Raw genomic sequence first — 18,624 nt, 5'->3', positions numbered from 1 at the left:
CTCACGTTCCGTTTTGGGAGCGACGAGGGCGTGACTGGACGAATCCCTTTATCCGGTCTCAACGGCCCTAAAACTTACGCCTTACGCACCATGCGCCGCTGAGCGAGCCGCACGACGACGGCGACACCCGCGACGATGACCATGACCGGCAAGGTATTGCCGACCGGAAGGCTCCAGGCAAGCGACCAGCGATAGAGCGCGAAGCCGCCGATCCACAATGCGAGGGCTACCACGTCGAACGGCTCATCCGACATATCGCGCTCCAGAATGAAGAAATCGGCGACGACGAGCGCGGCCATCGGCGCGAACACGGACCCGATCAGGTAGAGGAACGCCTCGAAATCCCCCACGGGAGCGAACGCCGCCAAAACCGCGCCCACGACGGCGGCCGCAACGCCTACGATGCGCGCATCCAAACGCGATGTTATGGCAGACGCGGACTCGCCTGCCGACTGCGCATCCAGAAACGTTGTCGTCACCGTGGAGAAGACGACGATCATGATGCCAACGATGCCGAAGCCCGCCGCGTTCAGAATTCCTGCGATATCGCTCGTGCCTGCGATCAGGGCCATTCCTAGGCCGATCATATACATCCAGCAGCTGCCGAGCAGATAGGCGACCGTGGCCGCACCGCTGCCCGCACCGGGCTTCTCCGCGAAACGCGTATAGTCGCCCGCGACGGGAAGCCATGAAAGGGGCATAGCGACCGCCAGCTCGACCCCGGCACCGAACGTCATGGTTCCGTCGGCGGCGAAGGAAGCCGGAAATCCGTCGAGGCTCCCGAACACGACGTAACTCACGATCAGCGTGAGCACGAACAGAAGCGCCGCCGCGATCGATTGCAGCCGCCCCATCCAACGCACGCCGAACGCGATCCACGCCACGATAAGCGCTGCGATCACGACGCACCATCCCGCAGTGCCCAGCGCCGGGACGATCTGCGTCGCCGCCACGGCGCCCGACTGGATCATGATGGCCGTCCACCCGACCAGCTGAAGGACGTTCGCCGCCGAAAACAGCACCGACCCGCGCGATCCGAACGTGCGTTTGGTCGCATCCATCGCCCCGACGCCGGTGCGCGCGCTTACGAGCGAGACCAGATAGAACATCGCACCGCCGATGAGATGCCCTAGAAGAATCGCCGCAAGCCCTTGCTCGATTCCAAGCGGCGCGAAATACGTTCCGGTGAGGATTTCCGCCAAGGATACCGCTGCGCCGAACCATATAAGGCCGAGCGTGGGGGTTGAAAAAGATGCATGGCGATCGGCCATATCGGCTCCCTTCGTTGGCATTACCCACATCAGGTTCTTCGGGTCGAAGCGACGTTACGCTTCCTCTCAGCCCGCATGGCGCGAGCTCCCCGCCTCCCGTCTTTCGAGAGTTCCGATAATCTAGCACAATCGGCCGCATCCGTCGGAGTCCGCGAAAGACGCGGCCTATAATCCTTGCCCGATCGTACTCTAAAAGCACCCGTGCGCTCGAACGGCCTTCGACGCCTCGGCAGGAGCTATACGCATGACAGACGGAACGCCTCAAGATATCGATGCGAAGATGCCGGAAGAAGCATCGATGCATGCCGACACGAACCGGCCGGACACGATCGCGCGCTTCGAAGACGGCGGGGATGCGTCGGCGCATGCCCGCACGAGCCAGGAGCGCATGAGCGCCTCGGGCAGGCCGCTTTCATCCCGCTGGCTTCGCATCGTCTCGATCATCTGGTCAGGACAGGCCGTTTCCATCGTAACGAGCGGCGCATCCGGCTGGGCCATCATCTGGCACGTCACCCAAACCGAGCAGAGCGCCCTCATGCTGTCGCTGCTCATGATGTTCAGCATGCTGCCCTTAGGGCTTCTCTCCCCGCTGGGCGGGGTCGTCGCAGATCGGTTCAACCGCAAGGCGGTCATGATAGTCGCCGATCTGGGAGCAGGCGCATCCTCGCTCGTGCTCGCCCTGCTTGTCGTCGCAGGCACTCGCTCATTCGCGCTCATCTGCTTGTTCGCCACCATCCGCAGCGTCTTCTCCGCATTTCACGCCCCGGCGATGACGGCGGCCATGCCCATGCTCGTCCCGGAACGGCACCTTCTGCGCATCAACACCCTCGACCAGCTGCTTGAAAGCATCTCGAGCATCTGCGCGCCCGCCGTGGGCATCGCGCTCTATACGGCCTTTGGACTGGCGCCCACGCTCATCATCGAATTCATCGGCGCCCTCGTCGCCTGCGCGGCGCTCAGCCTTGTCAAAATCCCCACCGTGAAGGTCGAGGAGGAATCCACCGTCGCCGAGCAGATGCGCGTCGGCTGGGATGCGCTGCGCGTCCATAAAGGACTCGTCATGCTTCTAGGAGGGCTGACCGTAGGGCTTATGGCCTTCGCGGCGCTCGGCGCGATCTATCCGCTCATGGCCACGCAGCACTTCGGCGCGGACGGAACGATGGTCTCTGTCGCCGAGGCGATTTCGGGAACGTGCATGCTCGTCGGATCGATCGTCATCATGGCCTGGGGAGGCGGCAGGCGGCTCGCGCTGCTGCTCTGCGCCTCGGCCGTCCTCATCGCCGTGCCCATCATCGCCGCAGGGCTGCTTCCTTCCACCGCGTTCTGGATCTACGCAGGCCTCATGGGGCTCGCATCCGTCTTCATGGCGTGGTTCAACGGACCGCTCATGACGCTCATCCAGCAGCGCGTTCCCGAAGAGAAGACGGGGCGCGCCATGGGGTTCTTCTATGCGCTCATCGGCCTTGCCATGCCGGCAGGGATCGCAGTCGGCGGCGTCATCGCCGAATGGATCGGCATCCCGACGTTCTTCGTCGCTTCGGGAATCCTCTTCCTCGTCATCGGGCTCTCCGGATACCTCTTCAAGGACATCCGCGCATTGGATGCGCCGTCCCAGGCCTTGAAGGCCTCGTTATGAACGGGCTGCGCGACGCGCGATAAGGCGCGCGATCGCGTCCATGAACGCAGCGTCGGCGCCAAGGGCGGGCACGTAGGTGAATGACGGGTCGGAGATCCCCGCGGTCGCGGCCGCATCCAGGTACGCGGCCTTCGCCTCGAACCGGATGTCGTGATAAGTCTCCAGGCAGTCGACGGAGAAGATGGGCGAGGCGACGGCGATGTCGCGCACGCCTTCGGCCGCGAGGCGACGGACGGTAGGCACCAGCATCGGCCCCACCCACCTGCGGCTATCGAAGCGCGACTGGAATGCGATGACCTGGTCTTCTTCAGGAACGCCCAGGATTTCCGCCGTGCGCCTCAGCGTCTCCGCCGCCGCGTCGGGATACGTATCCCCGCCCTTCGTCACATATGAGACGGGAATTGAGTGATACGACATGACGAGCTTCGATCCCGGACGGTACGACCAGCATCGCCTGATGGAGCCGGCAAGCGCATCAAGATATCCCGGTTCGCGCCAATATTCGTCGATGCGCAGGACCTCGGGCGCCGCATCGGCGGACAGGCTGCGCGCCTTCGTCAGAGCGGCGAACTGGGCGTCGAATTCGTCCAACACGCTTCCCGCGCAGGGAATGGTCTTCTGCGGATACATCGGCAGCACGATGATGCGATCGACGCGCGCGTCCAGGAATGCTTCGATCGCGCCGCGGATGCTCGGTTGGCCGTAGCGCATCGCGAGCCTGACCTCGTGCGGCTCGTCTATCAGATGCGCAAGGCGACGGGCTATCTCGTCGCGCTGCGCCTGGGACTCCAGCATGAACGGGCTGCCTTCGGGAGTCCAGAAATCGATGTAACGATCCAAGGTTCGACGCGGACGCTTCGGCAGTATGAAGAGCTCGAGGATCGGGCGCCAGATCAGAGGCGGCACGTTGATCAGATGACGGTCTTGGAGGAATTCGCGCAGGTGCGCACGAACGGCCTCTTCGGTCGGCGCGGCGGCGGTGCCGGTATTGACGATCAGGATGCCAAGCATGCGGCGGTTCTCTTCCAGCGCGAGAAACCGCGCGTGACGGGGAATGAAACCCGTTCTTTATAGCATCGGGACGCCGAAGAATCACCCGTCAGATTGCAGGGTTCCCCAAACACGCACGTCACAGCGTATCTACCACCTATCCGAACGCGCCTGATGGCGACGCGCGAGCGCGACGGCGAAGGCGAGGACGCCGGCTGCCAACGCAGGTGCCGAAACGCCGAACGCGAGCGCATGGGACACGAACCCGCCCCCGAGAACCAATCCCCCGATCGCTGCGGCGGACAGGATGGCCGTTGCGGCCGCGATGCCGAGCGCGAACAGAAAGAACGATCCCCGCTGGCGCGAAAACGAAAGCACGGCCGCCGCGACGACCCACGACGCCGCGGCAAGCCATATGGCGGGATCCGACAGCAAGGCGACCGCATGCGTATCCATGGCCTGGCCGAACGACAGATGGTTCAGCGCATCCCATCCCGCAAGGCTGAAGGATCCGGCGCAGGCGAGACAGAAGCACAGAACGGCCGATGCGGCAGCAGTCGCCGCCGCTTCTTTTACGTCAAGCTCGCATCCGCAGGCCATCGGCGCAAACGCTGCCACACCGAACCCGCCGGCGAGCGGCGCCGCCAGCAGGCAGAGCGAAGGCGCGCGCCCACGACGCCCGATGAAAAGCCACCAGACGGCGCCGACGGCGGCGACCGCAGAACCCAAGCCGTAGGCGCCGGTCATGAAGAGCGCTGCGGAAAACGCCGCCAGCGCGACGAGCGATCCTGCAGCAGGAAGGAGCAGCGCCGCCGCGGCGGCCACCCCGACGACGGCCCAATACGCAAGGGCCGCAGATCCCGTGCCCCCTGCGATCCGAGGCATATTCCCCAATGAAACGACAACGAGGAACAGGCAGGCCGCAAGCGAGAACAGACGGGGTGCGACCTGCGCGGCGCGGCCGCCCAGCCCATCGAGGTCGGTCATGTCCAAGCCATCGTCCTCGGATGCCTCGTCCGGCATGTCGGCGGCATCGTCGGTCGCATCGCCTACGATCCGCGCAAGCTCGCGCTTGCCGCGGCGAACGTCGCCTAAATACGGCATGAGCTGGCCGGAAAATTCCTTCACCGTATCGAAGCGGCCTTCGCGCTCGATCGTCAGGGCATGGAACAGCACGTCGTCGAGCTCAGGCGACACATCGCCGCGCACCTGGGACGGGATGACGATCTCCGCTTCTTCGATCGCGCGCTCGGCTTCGGAGAGCGTGTCGGCGTAAAACGGGTTGTCGCCTGTGAGCATCTGGTAGGTAAGGGCCGCAAGAGCCCATTCGTCCGTTCGTTTATCAGGAGACTCGAGCCGCATCTGTTCGATCGGCATGTAGCCGATGGTACCGCCGGCGGCGCGGCCGAAGCCCGCCTCGTGCGAAAGCTCGGCCAGGCCGAAATCGGTCACCTTCACCTGACCCTGCCGGTTTATGAGCACGTTGTCGGGCTTGATGTCCAGATGAAGCACCAGATTGTCGTGCGCCGCCTCCAATGCGTGGGACACGGCGTCGAACACGCAGGCCGCCGCATCGATAGAAAGCATGCCTTCTTGGCGCATGAGCTGCGTCAGCGTGATGCCGTCCACGTATTCCATGATGAGATAGGCCATCTCGCCTTCGATTTCGAAGTCGAGCACGCCCACGATGGCGGGGTCGATGAGCATGGCCGCGGTGCGTGCCTCGGAAAGCCCGGGCGCCTCGTACCCGACCGAATCGGGGTCCACGCTCGCAAGGGGCAGGCACTTGATCGCGACGCGTCTCTGGATGCGCGTGTCCCACGCCACCTGAACCGTTGCATATCCGCCTTTACCTGCGGTCGAGATGGGGCGGTATCTGTTCAAGATGAGATTTTGCACCTGCCGCCCTTTCGACTAGAATGAGTCGTTATTATATGCTTTGAGCTCACGAACCAAAACCGCAGAAAGGCTTGAGGTAACCACCCATGGGATTGTTCTCCAGGTCCGGCAACCCGGAAGAATCGGGCGGCAAAGTCTTCGATACCCCGCTTTCCCCCGTGCAGATCGTCAAAAAGGCTGAAAAGCAGATGCGCAGGGAGAAAATCCTCAGCGCCGGACGGGAATACGCCCCCACCCTGTACACGGTTCTCGTGAACGGCGACGACGACCAGCGCCTCTTCGGCTTCTATCCGACGCTCGCAGGCGAATGCGAGACGCGCCTTTCCGCCACTGCGGCGGCCGACGGCCTGACCATGGACGGCCAGCCGCTCGTGCGCTTCATCGTAGACGACACCTTGCGCCGCGGCAAATTCGACATCGTCGCCGAAGTCGTGAGCGCCTCCATCGTCAAGCAGCTTCGCGCCGAGGAAATGCAGCGCTACAGCATGTCGCCCGCATCCGCGCAGGCATCCGCCCCGGCGCCGCACCAGGCCGCAGGCGACTTCCCGCATCCCGCGCAGCCGATGCCGGCTGCGCCCGCCGACCCCTACGCCCGCTCCGGCGCCTATGAGACGCCGTATCGCGCCGACCAGAACGCCGCATACCCGCAGTACGACGCCTACGCTCCCGAAACCCGGGAAAAGCCGCCGCTGCCGCGCGTTCCCAAGGAAGAGATCGACTATTCGCTCGATTACGGCGAATACACCTTCGACAGCAAGAACTTCACCGACTATGACGACAAGGACGCCGCGGCAGCGCCTCGCGATGCGCAGGCGAATGACGGCCAAGACGCCTTCGACGTTCCCTCGCCCGTCTCCAACCCGCTCTATTCCAGCCATAAGGCGGATTCCGTGCCGCTCGTCTTCGACAAGAAGCCCCGCGCCGCCGCCGACGCGCCCGCCGCTGCGGCAGCTCGTGCGGAAGGCGAGCCCGACCAGGCGTCCTATCAGGCGCATGGCCAGGTCTTCGGCCTGCCCGAAATCTATCCCGCAGGCGCCCCTGCCCCTGCTCCCGCGCCTGCCGCGCCGCGCCCGGCCGCGCCCGCACCCTATACGCCCGCCGGCCGCGTGCCTGAACACGCCACCACCGCATTCACGGGCGGCGCCCAGGCCTCCGCGTACGCGCCCTCCCAGGGTTCCGCCCATGCACGTCTGGTCAACACCGTGTCCATGCGCACGTACGACCTTGCCACCAACCGCATCCTCATCGGCCGCGAGACCTCGAACGACATCGTCGTGAATGACCTCAACACGTCGCGTCATCACGCCGAGATCCGCTTCGAGCCGCAGGGCGTCTGGGTCATCACCGACCTCGGATCGACCAACGGCACCTACGTCAACGGCCAGTTCGTCACCCGTAGAGGACTGCAGGAAGGCGACCGCATCACGCTCGGCGTGACCGACTTCGTCTTCACGCTTCGTTAGGAGCCCGGCCGTGATCGACATCATCCTGCTCGCCGGCCGCCTGCTCTTCGTCGCGCTGCTCTATCTGTTCCTGTTCGCCATCATGCGCACAGGAATCGGCCTGGTCAAAGGCCAGCGTAAGAAGGAACGCAGCTGGGGTGTGTCCGTCGAGAAGGGCCCGAAGGAACTGCGCGGCGTCAAGATGTCCGTCCACGGCCCCATCATCGTCGGCCGCTCGCCCGGCGCCGATATCGTCATCGGCGCGAGCTACGTCTCCGCCCGGCATGCGCGCTTCGTGCTCATGGGCCAGAACCTCTTCGTCGAAGACCTCGGCTCCACCAACGGCACCGCCGTCAACGGGCAGCGCATTTCGGCGCCCACCGCGCTCCGCAACAACGATGTCATCAACATCGGCGACGTCGTCATCCGCGCGAGGTTCGAATAGTGGCCTCGCGAAGCACACGGGGCCGGCACGAGCGCACGCCGCTCCCCACGTACGGTTCGCGGACCGACGTGGGCCTGGTGCGCGAGCATAACGAAGACAGCCTGGTCGTGCGCCCTCCCCTGTTCGCCGTGGCGGACGGCATGGGCGGCCATGCGGCAGGTGAAGTCGCAAGCGAAATCGCCGCCCAGACCCTTATCGAAGACACTCCTGACAACGCCGACGCGCAAGAGCTCGCGCGGGTCGTCGTCCAAGCGAACCGCAATATCATCGTCGCCGCACGGCAGGGCCGCGGGCGCAAAGGCATGGGCACAACCCTCACCTGCGCGATCGTCGACCGAGAACGGCTGCTTGTCGCACAGGTCGGAGATTCTCGCGCCTATCTGCTGCACGACGGCGTGCTCCAGCGCCTGACGCGCGATCATTCCCTGGTCGCCGACCTGGTGGAAAGCGGACAGATCTCCGAAGAGGAGGCGCGCGTCCACCCGAACCGCAGCGTCATCACGCGCGCTCTCGGCTCGGACCCGCATACGCTGCCCGACATCTACGAGATCAACGTGAAGGCGGGCGACCGCCTGCTGCTCTGCTCGGACGGCCTGACCAGCATGGTGCGCGACGACGACATCGCCAAGACGATGCGCCGCATCCATGATGCCCAAGACTGTGCGGACACCTTGGTCGACCAGGCGCTCGATGCAGGCGGGCACGACAATGTGACCACCATCGTCGTGGACATCCCCGGCAACGCCGAAGCGAAGCGCAAGAAGATCGCCCTGAAATCGCGCTTCGCGGCTATTCTCGGAGCCATCGCGCTCGCGGCGATTTTCATCGGCTCCGCCTTCGCGGGGCATGCCTATCTGAACCATATCGCGTTTCTGACCGTCAACGAAGGCCAAGTCGTCATCTGCCGAGGCCTTCCCGGAGAAGTCCTCGGCATAAAGACCTGGTCATACGATCACTCGACCGGCGTCGACATCGCATCGCTCGACCTGCCGCCCAACACGCTGTCGCGCCTGACCGACGAGGGCATCCGCGTGGATTCCGTCGAAGCGGCCGAAGATCTGGTCGCAACCTGGCAGTCCCAGGACACGAATCCATCTTCCTCCAAGAGCGCGGCTGCCCGCTCGTCGAGCGGCCCATCTTCGAAGGGAGGCGCCTGATGTCGCGTCGCAACACCGAACTCCTGCTCCTCCTGCTGGCGGCGCCTCTCGTGCTGCTGCTCTTCGCCATGGTGCTCATGCACGACGGCACCGCGCTCAACACCCAGACCCTCGCCGTGCCTATCGGCCTGTTCGGCGCCTTCGTCGTGGCCCACGCGGCCGTGCGCTTCTTCGCGCCGAATGCCGATCCGGCCATCCTGCCCGTCGTGTTCGCGCTTTCCGGCATCGGCATCGCGTTCGTCACCCGACTGGCCCCCGACCTGGCAGGACGTCAGGTCATCTGGCTGTTTGCCGGTATCATCTGCATGATCGTCGTGCTCGTGGTCGCGCGTAATCTCGACCGCATCGTGCAGCATAAGTACGTCTTCATCGGCATCGGCATCGTGCTTCTGCTTTCTCCGATGCTGCCCGTCGTCGGAACCGAGGTGCTGGGCAGCCGCATCTGGCTGACCATCGGCCCCTTCAGCCTCCAGCCCGGCGAGCTTGCCAAGATCGCCATCGTGCTCTTCCTCGCCGGCTATCTAGCGGAGAACCGCGAGCTCATATCGGTGTTCACCGTGCGCGTCGGCCGCTTCCGCCTGCCCGACGCCGAAACGCTGCTTCCGCTGCTCGCCATGTGGGCGATCTCGTTCGCCGTCGTCGCCCTTGAAAAGGACCTCGGTTCGGCGCTCGTCCTGTTCGTCCTGTTCATCACGATGCTCTACGTGGCATCCGGCAAGAAGATCTACCTGGTCATCGGCTTCGGCGCCGCAGCCATCGGCGCCGCCATCCTGTACATGCTCTTCTCTCACGTGCAGATCCGCGTCGCCACCTGGCTCAATCCCTTCGCCGACCCATCCGGCACGGGCTATCAGCTCTGCCAGACGATCTATTCGCTCGCCGACGGCGGGCTGTTCGGCGTAGGAATCGGCAACGGCCTGGCGAAGAACATCCCGGTCGTCGAATCAGACTTCATCTTCGCCGCCATCGCCGAAGAGGCGGGGCTTCTGGGCGGCGCCGGCGTGCTGCTGCTGTATCTTGCGCTTGCCATCAGGGGATTTGCAACCGCTGCGCGCGCCAAGAGCGACGTCAGCTCCTTCGTGGCCGTAGGCTCCACGATCATCATCGTGCTGCAGGCCTTCGTTATCGTCGGCGGCATCACGCGCCTCATCCCCCTGACCGGCATTACGCTGCCCTTCATCAGCCAAGGCGGATCGTCCCTGCTCGCCAGCTTCATCGCCATCGGCCTGCTGCTGCGCGCGGGCGACGAGGGCACTGGCCTTTCGTCAGAAATAGCCGACGGCACGTCGCGCATGGCGCCCATAGGCAGCCACGCCGCCGCGGAATCCGGCGTGCTCGGACGCGTTGCGCTTGGAAAACGCCTGACCGCTACGATGATCGCCTTCGCCGTGCTCTTCGCCGTGCTCGTGGCCAACCTCACCTACATCATGGTCGTGAAGGCGGACGACTACCAGAGCTACCCGGGCAACAACCACACTCTTTATAAGGAAGCATCCACCGAGCGCGGATCCATCTCGACTTACGACGGGGTGGTTCTCGCCGAAAGCGAGGCGCAGGGCGACGGCACGTACGAGCGCGTCTACCCCGAAGGCTCGCTCGCGAGCCATGTGGTCGGCTATTATTCGCAGCGCTACGGCCTCTCGGGCATCGAAGCGTCCATGAACGACTCGCTCAAGGGCCAGGCGAACTTCGCGTCTTGGCAAGACGTGATCGAAAGCGCCGCGGGCATCGAGACGCCGGGCAACGACGTCACGCTCACGTTGAATTCCAATATCCAGGAAGCTGCCGAAAAGCAGCTCGCCGGCTACAAGGGCGCCGTCGTGGTCATGGATCCGAAGACCGGTGCGATCCTGGCCATGGCCTCTTCGCCGAACTACGACGCCAACGACGTCGAAGACCTTCTGGACACGAGCGCCGACGACGATACCGGCACGCTGATCAACCGTGCGACGAGCGCGCTGTACGCCCCGGGTTCGACCTTTAAGATCGTGACGCTCTCGGGGCTGCTCGAAAACAATGTCGCAACTCCCGAGACCCAGGTCGACGCGCCGGCGTCGGTCGATATCGGCAACGCGAAGGTCACTAACGACGACGGGGCCGAATACGGCTCGGTTTCCCTCAAGCGCGCGACCGAGGTGTCTTCCAACACCGCCTTCGCCAAGCTCGGCGTCCAGCTCGGGGCAGACAAACTCGTGAAGACCTCGGAGGCGTTCGGCTTCAACAAGAGCTTCGGCGGATTCGAGCTGCCCGTCACGACGAGCCTCATGCCCAATCCCTCGGTCATGACCGAGTGGGAAACCGCCTGGGCGTCGGCCGGACAGCCCGTCGGCGAGCATCCCGGAAGCCCGGCGGGGCCCCAGGCGACGGTGCTGCAGATGGCGCTTGTAGGCTCGGCCGTCGCCAACGACGGCGTGCTTCAGAAGCCGTACTTGGTCGACGGCGTGTACAACGCCAAGGGCGAGCGCAGCTACACGGCGACCCCTTCGGCGATGTCGACCGTCATGAGCAAGCAGACCGCCGACGAGGTCACCGACGTGCTCGAAGGCGTCGTCGATGAAGGCACCGGCTACGGCGCATCCATCCGGGGCGTGCGCGTCGCCGGCAAGACGGGCACGGCGGAGACCGGCAAGGACTATGCGAACAGCTGGTTCGTGGGCTTCGCCCCGGCCGACGACCCATCGGTCGTGGTGGCGGTTCTCGTGGAGGAGGGCGTCAACCATTCGACCGACGACGATTCGGGCCTGGCGAGCGTCCGCGCGGGCGCCATCATGCGCAAGGCGCTCGAAGTGAACGGGACGTTGTGATTTTCGTACGCATCGCGCGAGAACGCGCGGTGTGCGCCATAATAGGAGTTTGACGAATATTCGCCTGATGAATCGGTGTATATTCGGGCAAGGCCAGTATATGTCGGCGGACCTTCGGGGGCGCCGTTGGATTCGCGAGACGGAGCATAGGAGAAAACGTGATAGATAGGGTTCTCAACGGCCGCTACCGCATCACAGAGCGCATCGGCATCGGAGGCATGGCGGAAGTCTACAAGGCGCAGGATGAAACCCTGGGCCGCACCGTCGCCGTCAAGGTCATGCTGCCTCAGTATGCTTCCGACCCCGACTTCACCGCGCGCTTCCGCCAGGAAGCCGCGTCGGCCGCCAACCTTCAGAGTCCCTATATCGTCAACGTCTATGACTGGGGGCAGGACAACGGCACGTACTTCATCGTCATGGAATACGTGCGCGGCATCGATCTGAAAAGCGCCATACAGGAACGCGGCGCCATCCATCAGCGCAAGGTGGCCGAAATCGGCAGCCAGGTCTGCCAGGCCCTGTCCGTCGCGCATGGCCAGGACATCGTGCATCGCGACATCAAGCCCCAGAACATCATGATCCAGCCCGACGGCAACGTGAAGGTCATGGACTTCGGCATCGCACGTGCGAAGAACAGCGTGAAGGACCAGACCTCCAGCGTCCTCGGCACGGCACACTACATCTCCCCCGAACAGGCGCAGGGCAAAGACCTCTCGGGCACGAGCGACATCTATTCCCTCGGCTGCGTGCTCTACGAAGCTGCCACGGGCGTGCTGCCTTTCGACGGCCCCGATGCCGTCAGCGTGGCGATGAAGCAGGTCAACGACGAACCTGCTCCGCCTTCGCAGGAAAACCCCGGCATCAACCCCGACCTCGAAGCCATCATCCTCAAGGCCATGGCGAAAAGCCCGTACCGCCGTTTCACCACGGCGCACGACATGAAGGCCGCGTTCGACGAGTTCCTGCTCGGACGCCCCGTCATGCTCGCAGGCGCCGCCGCCCCGAGCGCGGCGAGCGCCGCGACCAACGTCATGGGATCGGTTCCGCCTATGAGCGCGACCGATGTCGCGGGCATGCCCGGAGGCACGGCCGTCATCCCTGCGGTCGATTCCGAAAACGGCTCCCCACACGGCGCAACGGCATATCGCGCGAACGAAACCGCCAAGAAGAAGCGCGGTCCTATCGTGGCGGCCGCGGTGGCGGTCATCGCCGTGCTCATCATCGCCGGCATCGCGGTCTCTTCCCTCTTCGGGGGCAATGCCGTCGTGCCCGACCTGACGAACAGCTCGCAGGACGAAGCGAAGGCCGCGCTCGAGAAGGCCGGCCTCAAATTGGGCGACGTTTCTGAAGACTACAGCGCCGACGTGGTGTCCGGCCACGTCATGAAGCAGGATCCGAAAGCCGATTCGAAGGTCAAAGAGGGCACCAAGGTCAACATCGTCCTTTCCAAAGGGGCTGAAGAAGGCAAGGTTCCCAAGCTCGACGGCATGACGGCGAAGGAAGCCGAGAAAGCCATCACCGACGCCGGATTCGTCGCATCGTTCGGCGGCAATGAAAGCTCCGATGCCGACAAGGACACCGTGAGCTCCCAGAGCCCCGACGCAGGCACCAAGGCCGAGAAAGGCACCACGGTCACGTATAAGATCTCTTCGGGCCCTGAAACCGTCACCGTTCCCGACGTGACGGGGTATTCACGCGATAACGCCACATCAAGGCTTGAGGACGCCGGATTCACGGTCAGCGCGCTCGACGGCGATCACAGCACGAAATACGCAGCTGGAACGGTCATGCGCCAAGATCCTTCGTCGGGCAAGCTCGAAAAGGGCTCGACGGTCACCATCTACATCTCCCTCGGAGCCGAATCCTACGACATTCCCAATGTCATGGGGTTGTCCAAATCGGAGGCTATCGGGAGATTGCGCGAGAAAGGCTTCACCAACGTCGGAACGACCGAGGCTTATAGCAGCGAGTACGCATCCGGCACGGTCATGGGCATGAGCGATTCAGGCTCGACCGATTCCCAAGATACCTACATCGAACTGACCATATCGAAGGGGCCGCAACCTTCGCAGAACGGAAACGGTGACAACGGCCACGGCAGCCACGGCAACGGCGGGAACGGTTCCGATTCGAGCGGCGGCGGCGGAACGGGATCGAACGGAACGGGGCAGGCAGCGTAAGGAACACGCGCCAAGGCCCTTCGAGTCACAGCGGTATTGAAAGGGTCGGGTCAGCACACCATGAGCAAGCGTTTCCATATTCCTTCCTGGGGCTACAAGCTCTTGCTGCTCGTAGCGGCGGCGGTCTGGGGGCTTGGAACCGTCGTCCTGAAGGACACCGTGGATGCGCTTCCGCCATTCTGGCTGGTCGGCATAAGATTCCTGTTTGCAGGGATCATCCTGTCGGCCATCTTCGCGCGCCGCATCGCGCGCAACCTCACGACCGAGACGCTTATCGCGAGCATCTTCCTCGGAGCGCTGCTCGGGCTCGCCTACGGCGCGAACACATCGGGGCTCCTGTACACCACTGCTTCTAAGAGCACGGTTATCACCGCCATGCAGTGCGTTGTGGTGCCGTTTCTCGCCTGGGCCATCTCGCGCACACGCCCGACCCTGTTCAACCTCATCGCCGCCGGCATGGGCATCGTCGGCATCGCCTTCGTATCGCTCGATGGGACGGAAGGATTCACCCTCGGGCTCGGCGAGGCCATCACGCTTCTGTCTGCCCTGCTCTTCGCCGTTCAAGTAGCCTTCATGGCGAAGCTCGGCGACGGGCGCGATGCCGTCGTCATGACAGCCGTGCAATTCCTGGTGGGAGGAATCGCCTGCCTGGCCGTAGGCGTGTGCTTCGAGCCTCTGCCTGATTTCACCGTGCTGGCCGACCCCGAGGTCGCACGCAACATCGCCTATATCATCGTATTCGCCTCGGTGCTGGCGCTCACGCTCGAGAACGTAGGGCTTGCCCATGTGGCCGCAGGTCCGGCATCGCTGATTCTCGCAACCGAAAGCGTCTTCGGCGTCGGCTTCGCCATCCTGCTCCTAGGCGAGGCCCTGACCAGCAATATCCTTGCCGGTTTCGTGCTCGTGACGCTTGCCATCGTCCTCAACGAGACCATCCCGATGATCCGACGCAAACGCCACGTGGTCATGCATCTGGGAAACGAAGGGGCGTTGCGGTAGCGCGGGATGTGCGGGCGGAAGAGCGCACGCGCCGCCCATCCCGCAGCTCGCGCTTCGAAAAGCGGAGAAGCTTGATACATATCGTCCAGCCGGCATCGACGCGCAAGAAAAACCCGAGAAATTGGATGCGTACCGCCTGACAAGCATGGCCAGACAAACGCCTGACAAGCATAGGTAGATAAGAGAAGGCCGAGAAGAAGGGGGGGCGTCGCCCCGACCAGGGCGACGCCCCCCCCTCATTGTAACCACGCAGAGACCCTCGTGCCGTTATTCGCGCTCAAGCGGAAACGTCATGCAGTGGGGACCGCCGCCGCCCTTGAGGATCTGCTCGAGATGCGGCTTGATGACGGTAATGCCCAGCGCCTCCATTGCATCATTGACCTTCTTGTTGTTTTCGAAGGAAATAACGCGTTCGTTGCCGATATTCTGCAGGTTGCAGTGATGGCGATACACGCCTTCCTGAGGAACATCGATCAACGTGAAGCCTCGCTTTTCAAGCATGGCGAGGAAATTGGCGGGAAGGGCATCCTTGCACACGACCGCAACCCTATCGGCAACGATATTGAAGCACATGTCGAGATGCAGGTTATCGCGCGTCGCCGGAACGCCGTACATGGTGTAGCCCTTTTCCTCCATCTGGCGCTTCACGTTCTCAAAGCCATCCCAATCGGTGCGGGCGATAACGCCATGAACGATGGTGTAGGGGTCTAGGAACCAGAAATCCCCGCCTTCGAATGCACCCGCCGTGCAACGGGCGACGATAGGAACCCCAAGTTCCTTGAGCTTCGCCTCGTACTTTTCGGATTCACCCTGACGGCAGGGCTCACGGAAACGGCCCATGATGACGCCTTCGGCCACCGAGGCGCCGAAGTCACGCGCATACACTTCGTACGGCAAGCCAGGCGTCGGATCCATCAACACCACATCCACGCCGTTTTCCTTGTACGCCTGGATCAGCTCGGCATGTTCGCGCTTGAATGCCTCGAGATCGGCCGTTTCGCCCTTTTCCATCCAATCTTCCGTGATGACGTTGATGGGCTCGAAGTTGAAATACGTCGGCGGACATAGGATGACGCGTTTCATCGGGCTGACCGCGCTGTCGTTGTAATGCTTCTTAGACATTTCGAATCCTCCTCTATACGTAGACGGCATTCTTTCCAACCACCTTGGAAACCAATGGATCCTTAAGGCAATCACGGGCCTGCATTGCCAGTCGGCTCGAAGCTAGCTGCCTCGGCCTGGACTCTATCGGCTATATCCTGCTGCTCCTTTATTTCCGCAAACAGCCTCTTGGTGTTCGTTCCCGGCGGTGTCGATTTATCCCTTACCGCATAGAGAACGACACCGATGCACAGCAAGATCAACAAGAGCGGATACTCGACGACGGGATCTGGCAATGCCGCCGGATTACCCGGGAAGGGAATAAGGATCAGCAGGAAGAGAACTCCCGCAATGGCAAGGCCCATATACATAAGCGGCTTTCCACCGGGATAGCGCGCCGGACGCCTTAGGTCGGGATACTTGCTGCGAGCCCTCAGAACGGAGGCGAGCGTAGAGCCCCAAAGCACGATGTAGGAAACGGCAGCGACATCGATCAAGGGAACGAACATCGACTGACCTAAGAATAAGATCGCTGCAGAAATCACGGAGACAAGCAGTATGCACGATGTCGGCGTCTTGTATTGAGGATGAAGCCTTCCGAATACCTTCGGCACCAAGCCTATCTCACCCATGGCATACAGCTGTCGAATCGCTGCGAAGAACACAGCATTGTATACGCCCACGACACCGAGGCAAGCGGCCACGATCAAAAGCGCTCCCAGCACAGGGAAACCGATGGATCCCATCGCCCAGGCGAATGGGGCTGTGTGCAAGAACGCGCCCGTAGAATCTTGCTCGATCAGATCGGTCCAGGGCACGATAAGCGTCGGAGCCAGCACGGTCAGGATGTACAGAATCGTCGCGACCGCAACCGCAAGCACGAGCATCAAACCGATTTTCTTATGGCTTACCGAAGCGGACGCCTCTTGCGCGCCTTTCGCAACGCTTTCCCATCCTGCGACGGAAAACGGAAGCATGGCGAGCAATCCGATAGAGCCCGAGAACACGTCTTTGCCGGCGGAAGCCACTGCCGGATCCGCCATGCGCTCCGCCAATCGAGCGGAAATATCAGCGGGATTCCAGTTGGCAAACGAAACGATGACCATAACAGCGGCGATAGAGCTGACGATGATCGTGATCGTCGTGCCGAAGTTCGCCGAAATCTTCGCTCCTTTGTGCGCTATCACCCCGATGCCGCAGATGAGCAGCAAACCGAGCACGACGGCAGGAAGCGTTATATTGGATCCGAGGACGTTGTACATCACGCCCTGCGTCGTTACTCCTGGCCACAGATTGCCTATCAGCCTCGATAAAGCAAGTGCCTCCCAAGCGCACAGTATGATGTTGACAAGCACGCCGAACCATCCGACGATCATGCCCCAAAATCCTCCGAAGCACAGATACGCATATGACATCTCGCCGCCCGCAAGAGGCATCATGGGAACCGCTTCGTAGTAGGCCAAGATCATGGGAAGCTCGACTAGGAAACACAGGATGAACGCGATGACTGCGCATTCGGGGCCGCCGGCGCGCGCAAGCCATGAATTCGTCGTGAGCAACCATGATGTCCCGAATACCGCCGAAAGTCCCAAGCCGAAAAACCCTATCGTCGTAATGGACTTCGCAAGCTTGACCTCAGTTTGCATGCCATCAGAGGTCTTATTGCCCTTCATTGCGTTCTCGCCTCCTCTCCTTCCTTTCGGATAACCCTCAGTCGACCTGAGGCCGTTCACCAGACTGCCGTTACGAACGAATCGTGGTGGCGACCAAAATGGCTTTCACCGCATGCATGCGGTTTTCCCCTTGATCGAAAATCACCGACTGGGGGCCTTCTTTCACTTCTTCGGTCATGTCCTCGCCGATATAACCCGGCAGGCAGTGCATGAAGACGGCGTTCTTATCCGCCTTGGCCATCGCGGAGGAATTGATCTGGTATGGCATCCAGTCTTTGATGCGCTTGTCCTTCTCTTCCTCGTTCTCGCCCATGCTGTGCCATGTATTGCCGTACACGACGTCTGCTCCATGAAGCGCTTGGTCGAAGTTCTGGGTAACCTCGATTTTGGAGCCGGACACTTCCGCCTGCTTCAAAGCACGCTCCCAAATGACAGGAGGAACGTCGTAGCCTTTGGGCGCCGCGATGCTCATATCCATGCCGAACATGGTGGCACCCAGCAGCAAGGAGTTGCACACGTTGTACACATCGCCCGCGTAGCAGATCTTCACGCCCTTGAAGTCACCCTTTTTTTCCTTGATGGTAAGGAGGTCGCACAAAGCCTGGCAGGGATGCTCCAATGCAGTCAGGGCGTTTATGACCGGATGCTTCATGTTCTGGGCGAATTCCTCAACGATTTCTTGACCGAATGTGCGAATGTACAGCCCGTCGAAATAGCGGTCGAGAATGCGCCCCGTGTCGGCGATCGATTCGCCACGGCTTGTCTGCAGCTCGTCGGGACGAAGGTAGAAAGACTGCGCACCGAGCGCCGTCGCGGCCGCATGAAACGAGTTGCGCGTGCGGGTTGATTTCTTCTCGAAGACCATCGCATACGCCTTGTCGCGCAGGTACGCATGAGGTTCGCCCATGACCCATTTGCGCTTCAGATCCTGAGCGATCTCGATCAGCTCGTTCATTTGCTCGGGGGTGTAATAGAGCAGTCCGAGGTAATCTTTCCCAGCCAAGTAGTGCTTCATGATGAAACCTCC

The 18,624-nt window shown here is 62.5% G+C and carries 13 protein-coding genes and 1 riboswitch; of the genes, 7 read left to right on the top strand and 6 right to left on the bottom strand.

What is annotated here, in order from left to right:
* Positions 1-74: 74 nt before the first annotated feature.
* Positions 75-1,271: a putative hydroxymethylpyrimidine transporter CytX gene (gene cytX / locus HMPREF1155_RS08265; RefSeq protein ID WP_039993664.1), complete on the bottom strand. Its 1,197-nt coding sequence runs from the start codon at positions 1,269-1,271 to the stop codon at positions 75-77.
* Positions 1,260-1,373, bottom strand: a riboswitch (TPP riboswitch). It overlaps the preceding gene by 12 nt.
* A 142-nt stretch (positions 1,374-1,515) precedes the next feature.
* Between cytX and HMPREF1155_RS08260 the strand changes: the two genes are divergently transcribed.
* The gene (locus HMPREF1155_RS08260) at positions 1,516-2,907 is read left to right on the top strand and encodes an MFS transporter (protein ID WP_009079360.1); all 1,392 of its coding nucleotides are present in this window, start codon (positions 1,516-1,518) and stop codon (positions 2,905-2,907) included.
* Here the strand turns inward: HMPREF1155_RS08260 and hemH are convergent.
* Together hemH and HMPREF1155_RS08250 are read right to left on the bottom strand one after the other, a co-directional pair.
* Entirely contained in the window at positions 2,902-3,918 is a 1,017-nt protein-coding gene (hemH, locus tag HMPREF1155_RS08255) for a ferrochelatase (RefSeq protein WP_009079223.1), read from the bottom strand. The two genes, HMPREF1155_RS08260 and hemH, sit on opposite strands and share 6 nt — an antisense overlap.
* A gap of 129 nt (positions 3,919-4,047) precedes the next feature.
* Positions 4,048-5,796: a serine/threonine-protein kinase gene (locus tag HMPREF1155_RS08250; RefSeq protein ID WP_009079300.1), complete on the bottom strand. Its 1,749-nt coding sequence runs from the start codon at positions 5,794-5,796 to the stop codon at positions 4,048-4,050.
* Between the two features lie 86 nt (positions 5,797-5,882).
* On the opposite strand from HMPREF1155_RS08250, the gene HMPREF1155_RS08245 reads away from it, so the two are divergent.
* From HMPREF1155_RS08245 to HMPREF1155_RS08220, 6 genes are all read left to right on the top strand, one after another.
* Positions 5,883-7,259 carry a DUF3662 and FHA domain-containing protein gene (locus tag HMPREF1155_RS08245; RefSeq protein WP_009079256.1) on the top strand — a complete coding sequence of 459 codons (1,377 nt, stop codon included), beginning with the start codon at positions 5,883-5,885 and terminating at the stop codon, positions 7,257-7,259.
* A 10-nt stretch (positions 7,260-7,269) separates the two neighbouring features.
* The gene (locus HMPREF1155_RS08240) at positions 7,270-7,683 is read left to right on the top strand and encodes an FHA domain-containing protein (protein ID WP_006362517.1); all 414 of its coding nucleotides are present in this window, start codon (positions 7,270-7,272) and stop codon (positions 7,681-7,683) included.
* On the top strand, positions 7,680-8,840 hold the full coding sequence (locus HMPREF1155_RS08235; protein ID WP_039993661.1) for a Stp1/IreP family PP2C-type Ser/Thr phosphatase: 1,161 nt from the start codon (positions 7,680-7,682) through the stop codon (positions 8,838-8,840). The genes HMPREF1155_RS08240 and HMPREF1155_RS08235 overlap by 4 nt, the downstream gene beginning before the upstream one ends.
* Positions 8,840-11,644, top strand: a complete 2,805-nt coding sequence (locus tag HMPREF1155_RS08230; RefSeq protein ID WP_009079162.1) for an FtsW/RodA/SpoVE family cell cycle protein — start codon at positions 8,840-8,842, stop codon at positions 11,642-11,644. The genes HMPREF1155_RS08235 and HMPREF1155_RS08230 overlap by 1 nt, the downstream gene beginning before the upstream one ends.
* 158 nt (positions 11,645-11,802) lie before the next feature.
* The gene (gene pknB, locus HMPREF1155_RS08225) at positions 11,803-13,824 is read left to right on the top strand and encodes a Stk1 family PASTA domain-containing Ser/Thr kinase (RefSeq protein ID WP_009079322.1); all 2,022 of its coding nucleotides are present in this window, start codon (positions 11,803-11,805) and stop codon (positions 13,822-13,824) included.
* Positions 13,825-13,884: 60 nt separating this feature from the next.
* Positions 13,885-14,823 (top strand): DMT family transporter, encoded by a 939-nt coding sequence (locus HMPREF1155_RS08220; protein ID WP_009079245.1) that lies wholly within the window; start codon positions 13,885-13,887, stop codon positions 14,821-14,823.
* A gap of 267 nt (positions 14,824-15,090) precedes the next feature.
* Here the strand turns inward: HMPREF1155_RS08220 and HMPREF1155_RS08215 are convergent, their stop codons facing one another.
* The 3 genes from HMPREF1155_RS08215 to argF all read right to left on the bottom strand — a co-directional run bounded on the left by HMPREF1155_RS08215 (position 15,091) and on the right by argF (position 18,612).
* Positions 15,091-15,945, bottom strand: a complete 855-nt coding sequence (locus tag HMPREF1155_RS08215) for a dimethylarginine dimethylaminohydrolase family protein (protein ID WP_006362512.1) — start codon at positions 15,943-15,945, stop codon at positions 15,091-15,093.
* A 71-nt stretch (positions 15,946-16,016) separates the two neighbouring features.
* On the bottom strand, positions 16,017-17,570 hold the full coding sequence (locus HMPREF1155_RS08210; RefSeq protein WP_238319173.1) for an APC family permease: 1,554 nt from the start codon (positions 17,568-17,570) through the stop codon (positions 16,017-16,019).
* Positions 17,571-17,667: 97 nt separating this feature from the next.
* Positions 17,668-18,612, bottom strand: coding sequence for an ornithine carbamoyltransferase (gene argF / locus HMPREF1155_RS08205; protein ID WP_009079144.1), 945 nt, complete (start codon positions 18,610-18,612; stop codon positions 17,668-17,670).
* Positions 18,613-18,624: the final 12 nt, after the last annotated feature.

It is taken from the genome of Slackia sp. CM382 (assembly GCF_000293015.1).
Lineage (GTDB): Bacteria > Actinomycetota > Coriobacteriia > Coriobacteriales > Eggerthellaceae > Slackia > Slackia exigua.
This window is presented reverse-complemented; position numbering and strand designations above follow the sequence as displayed.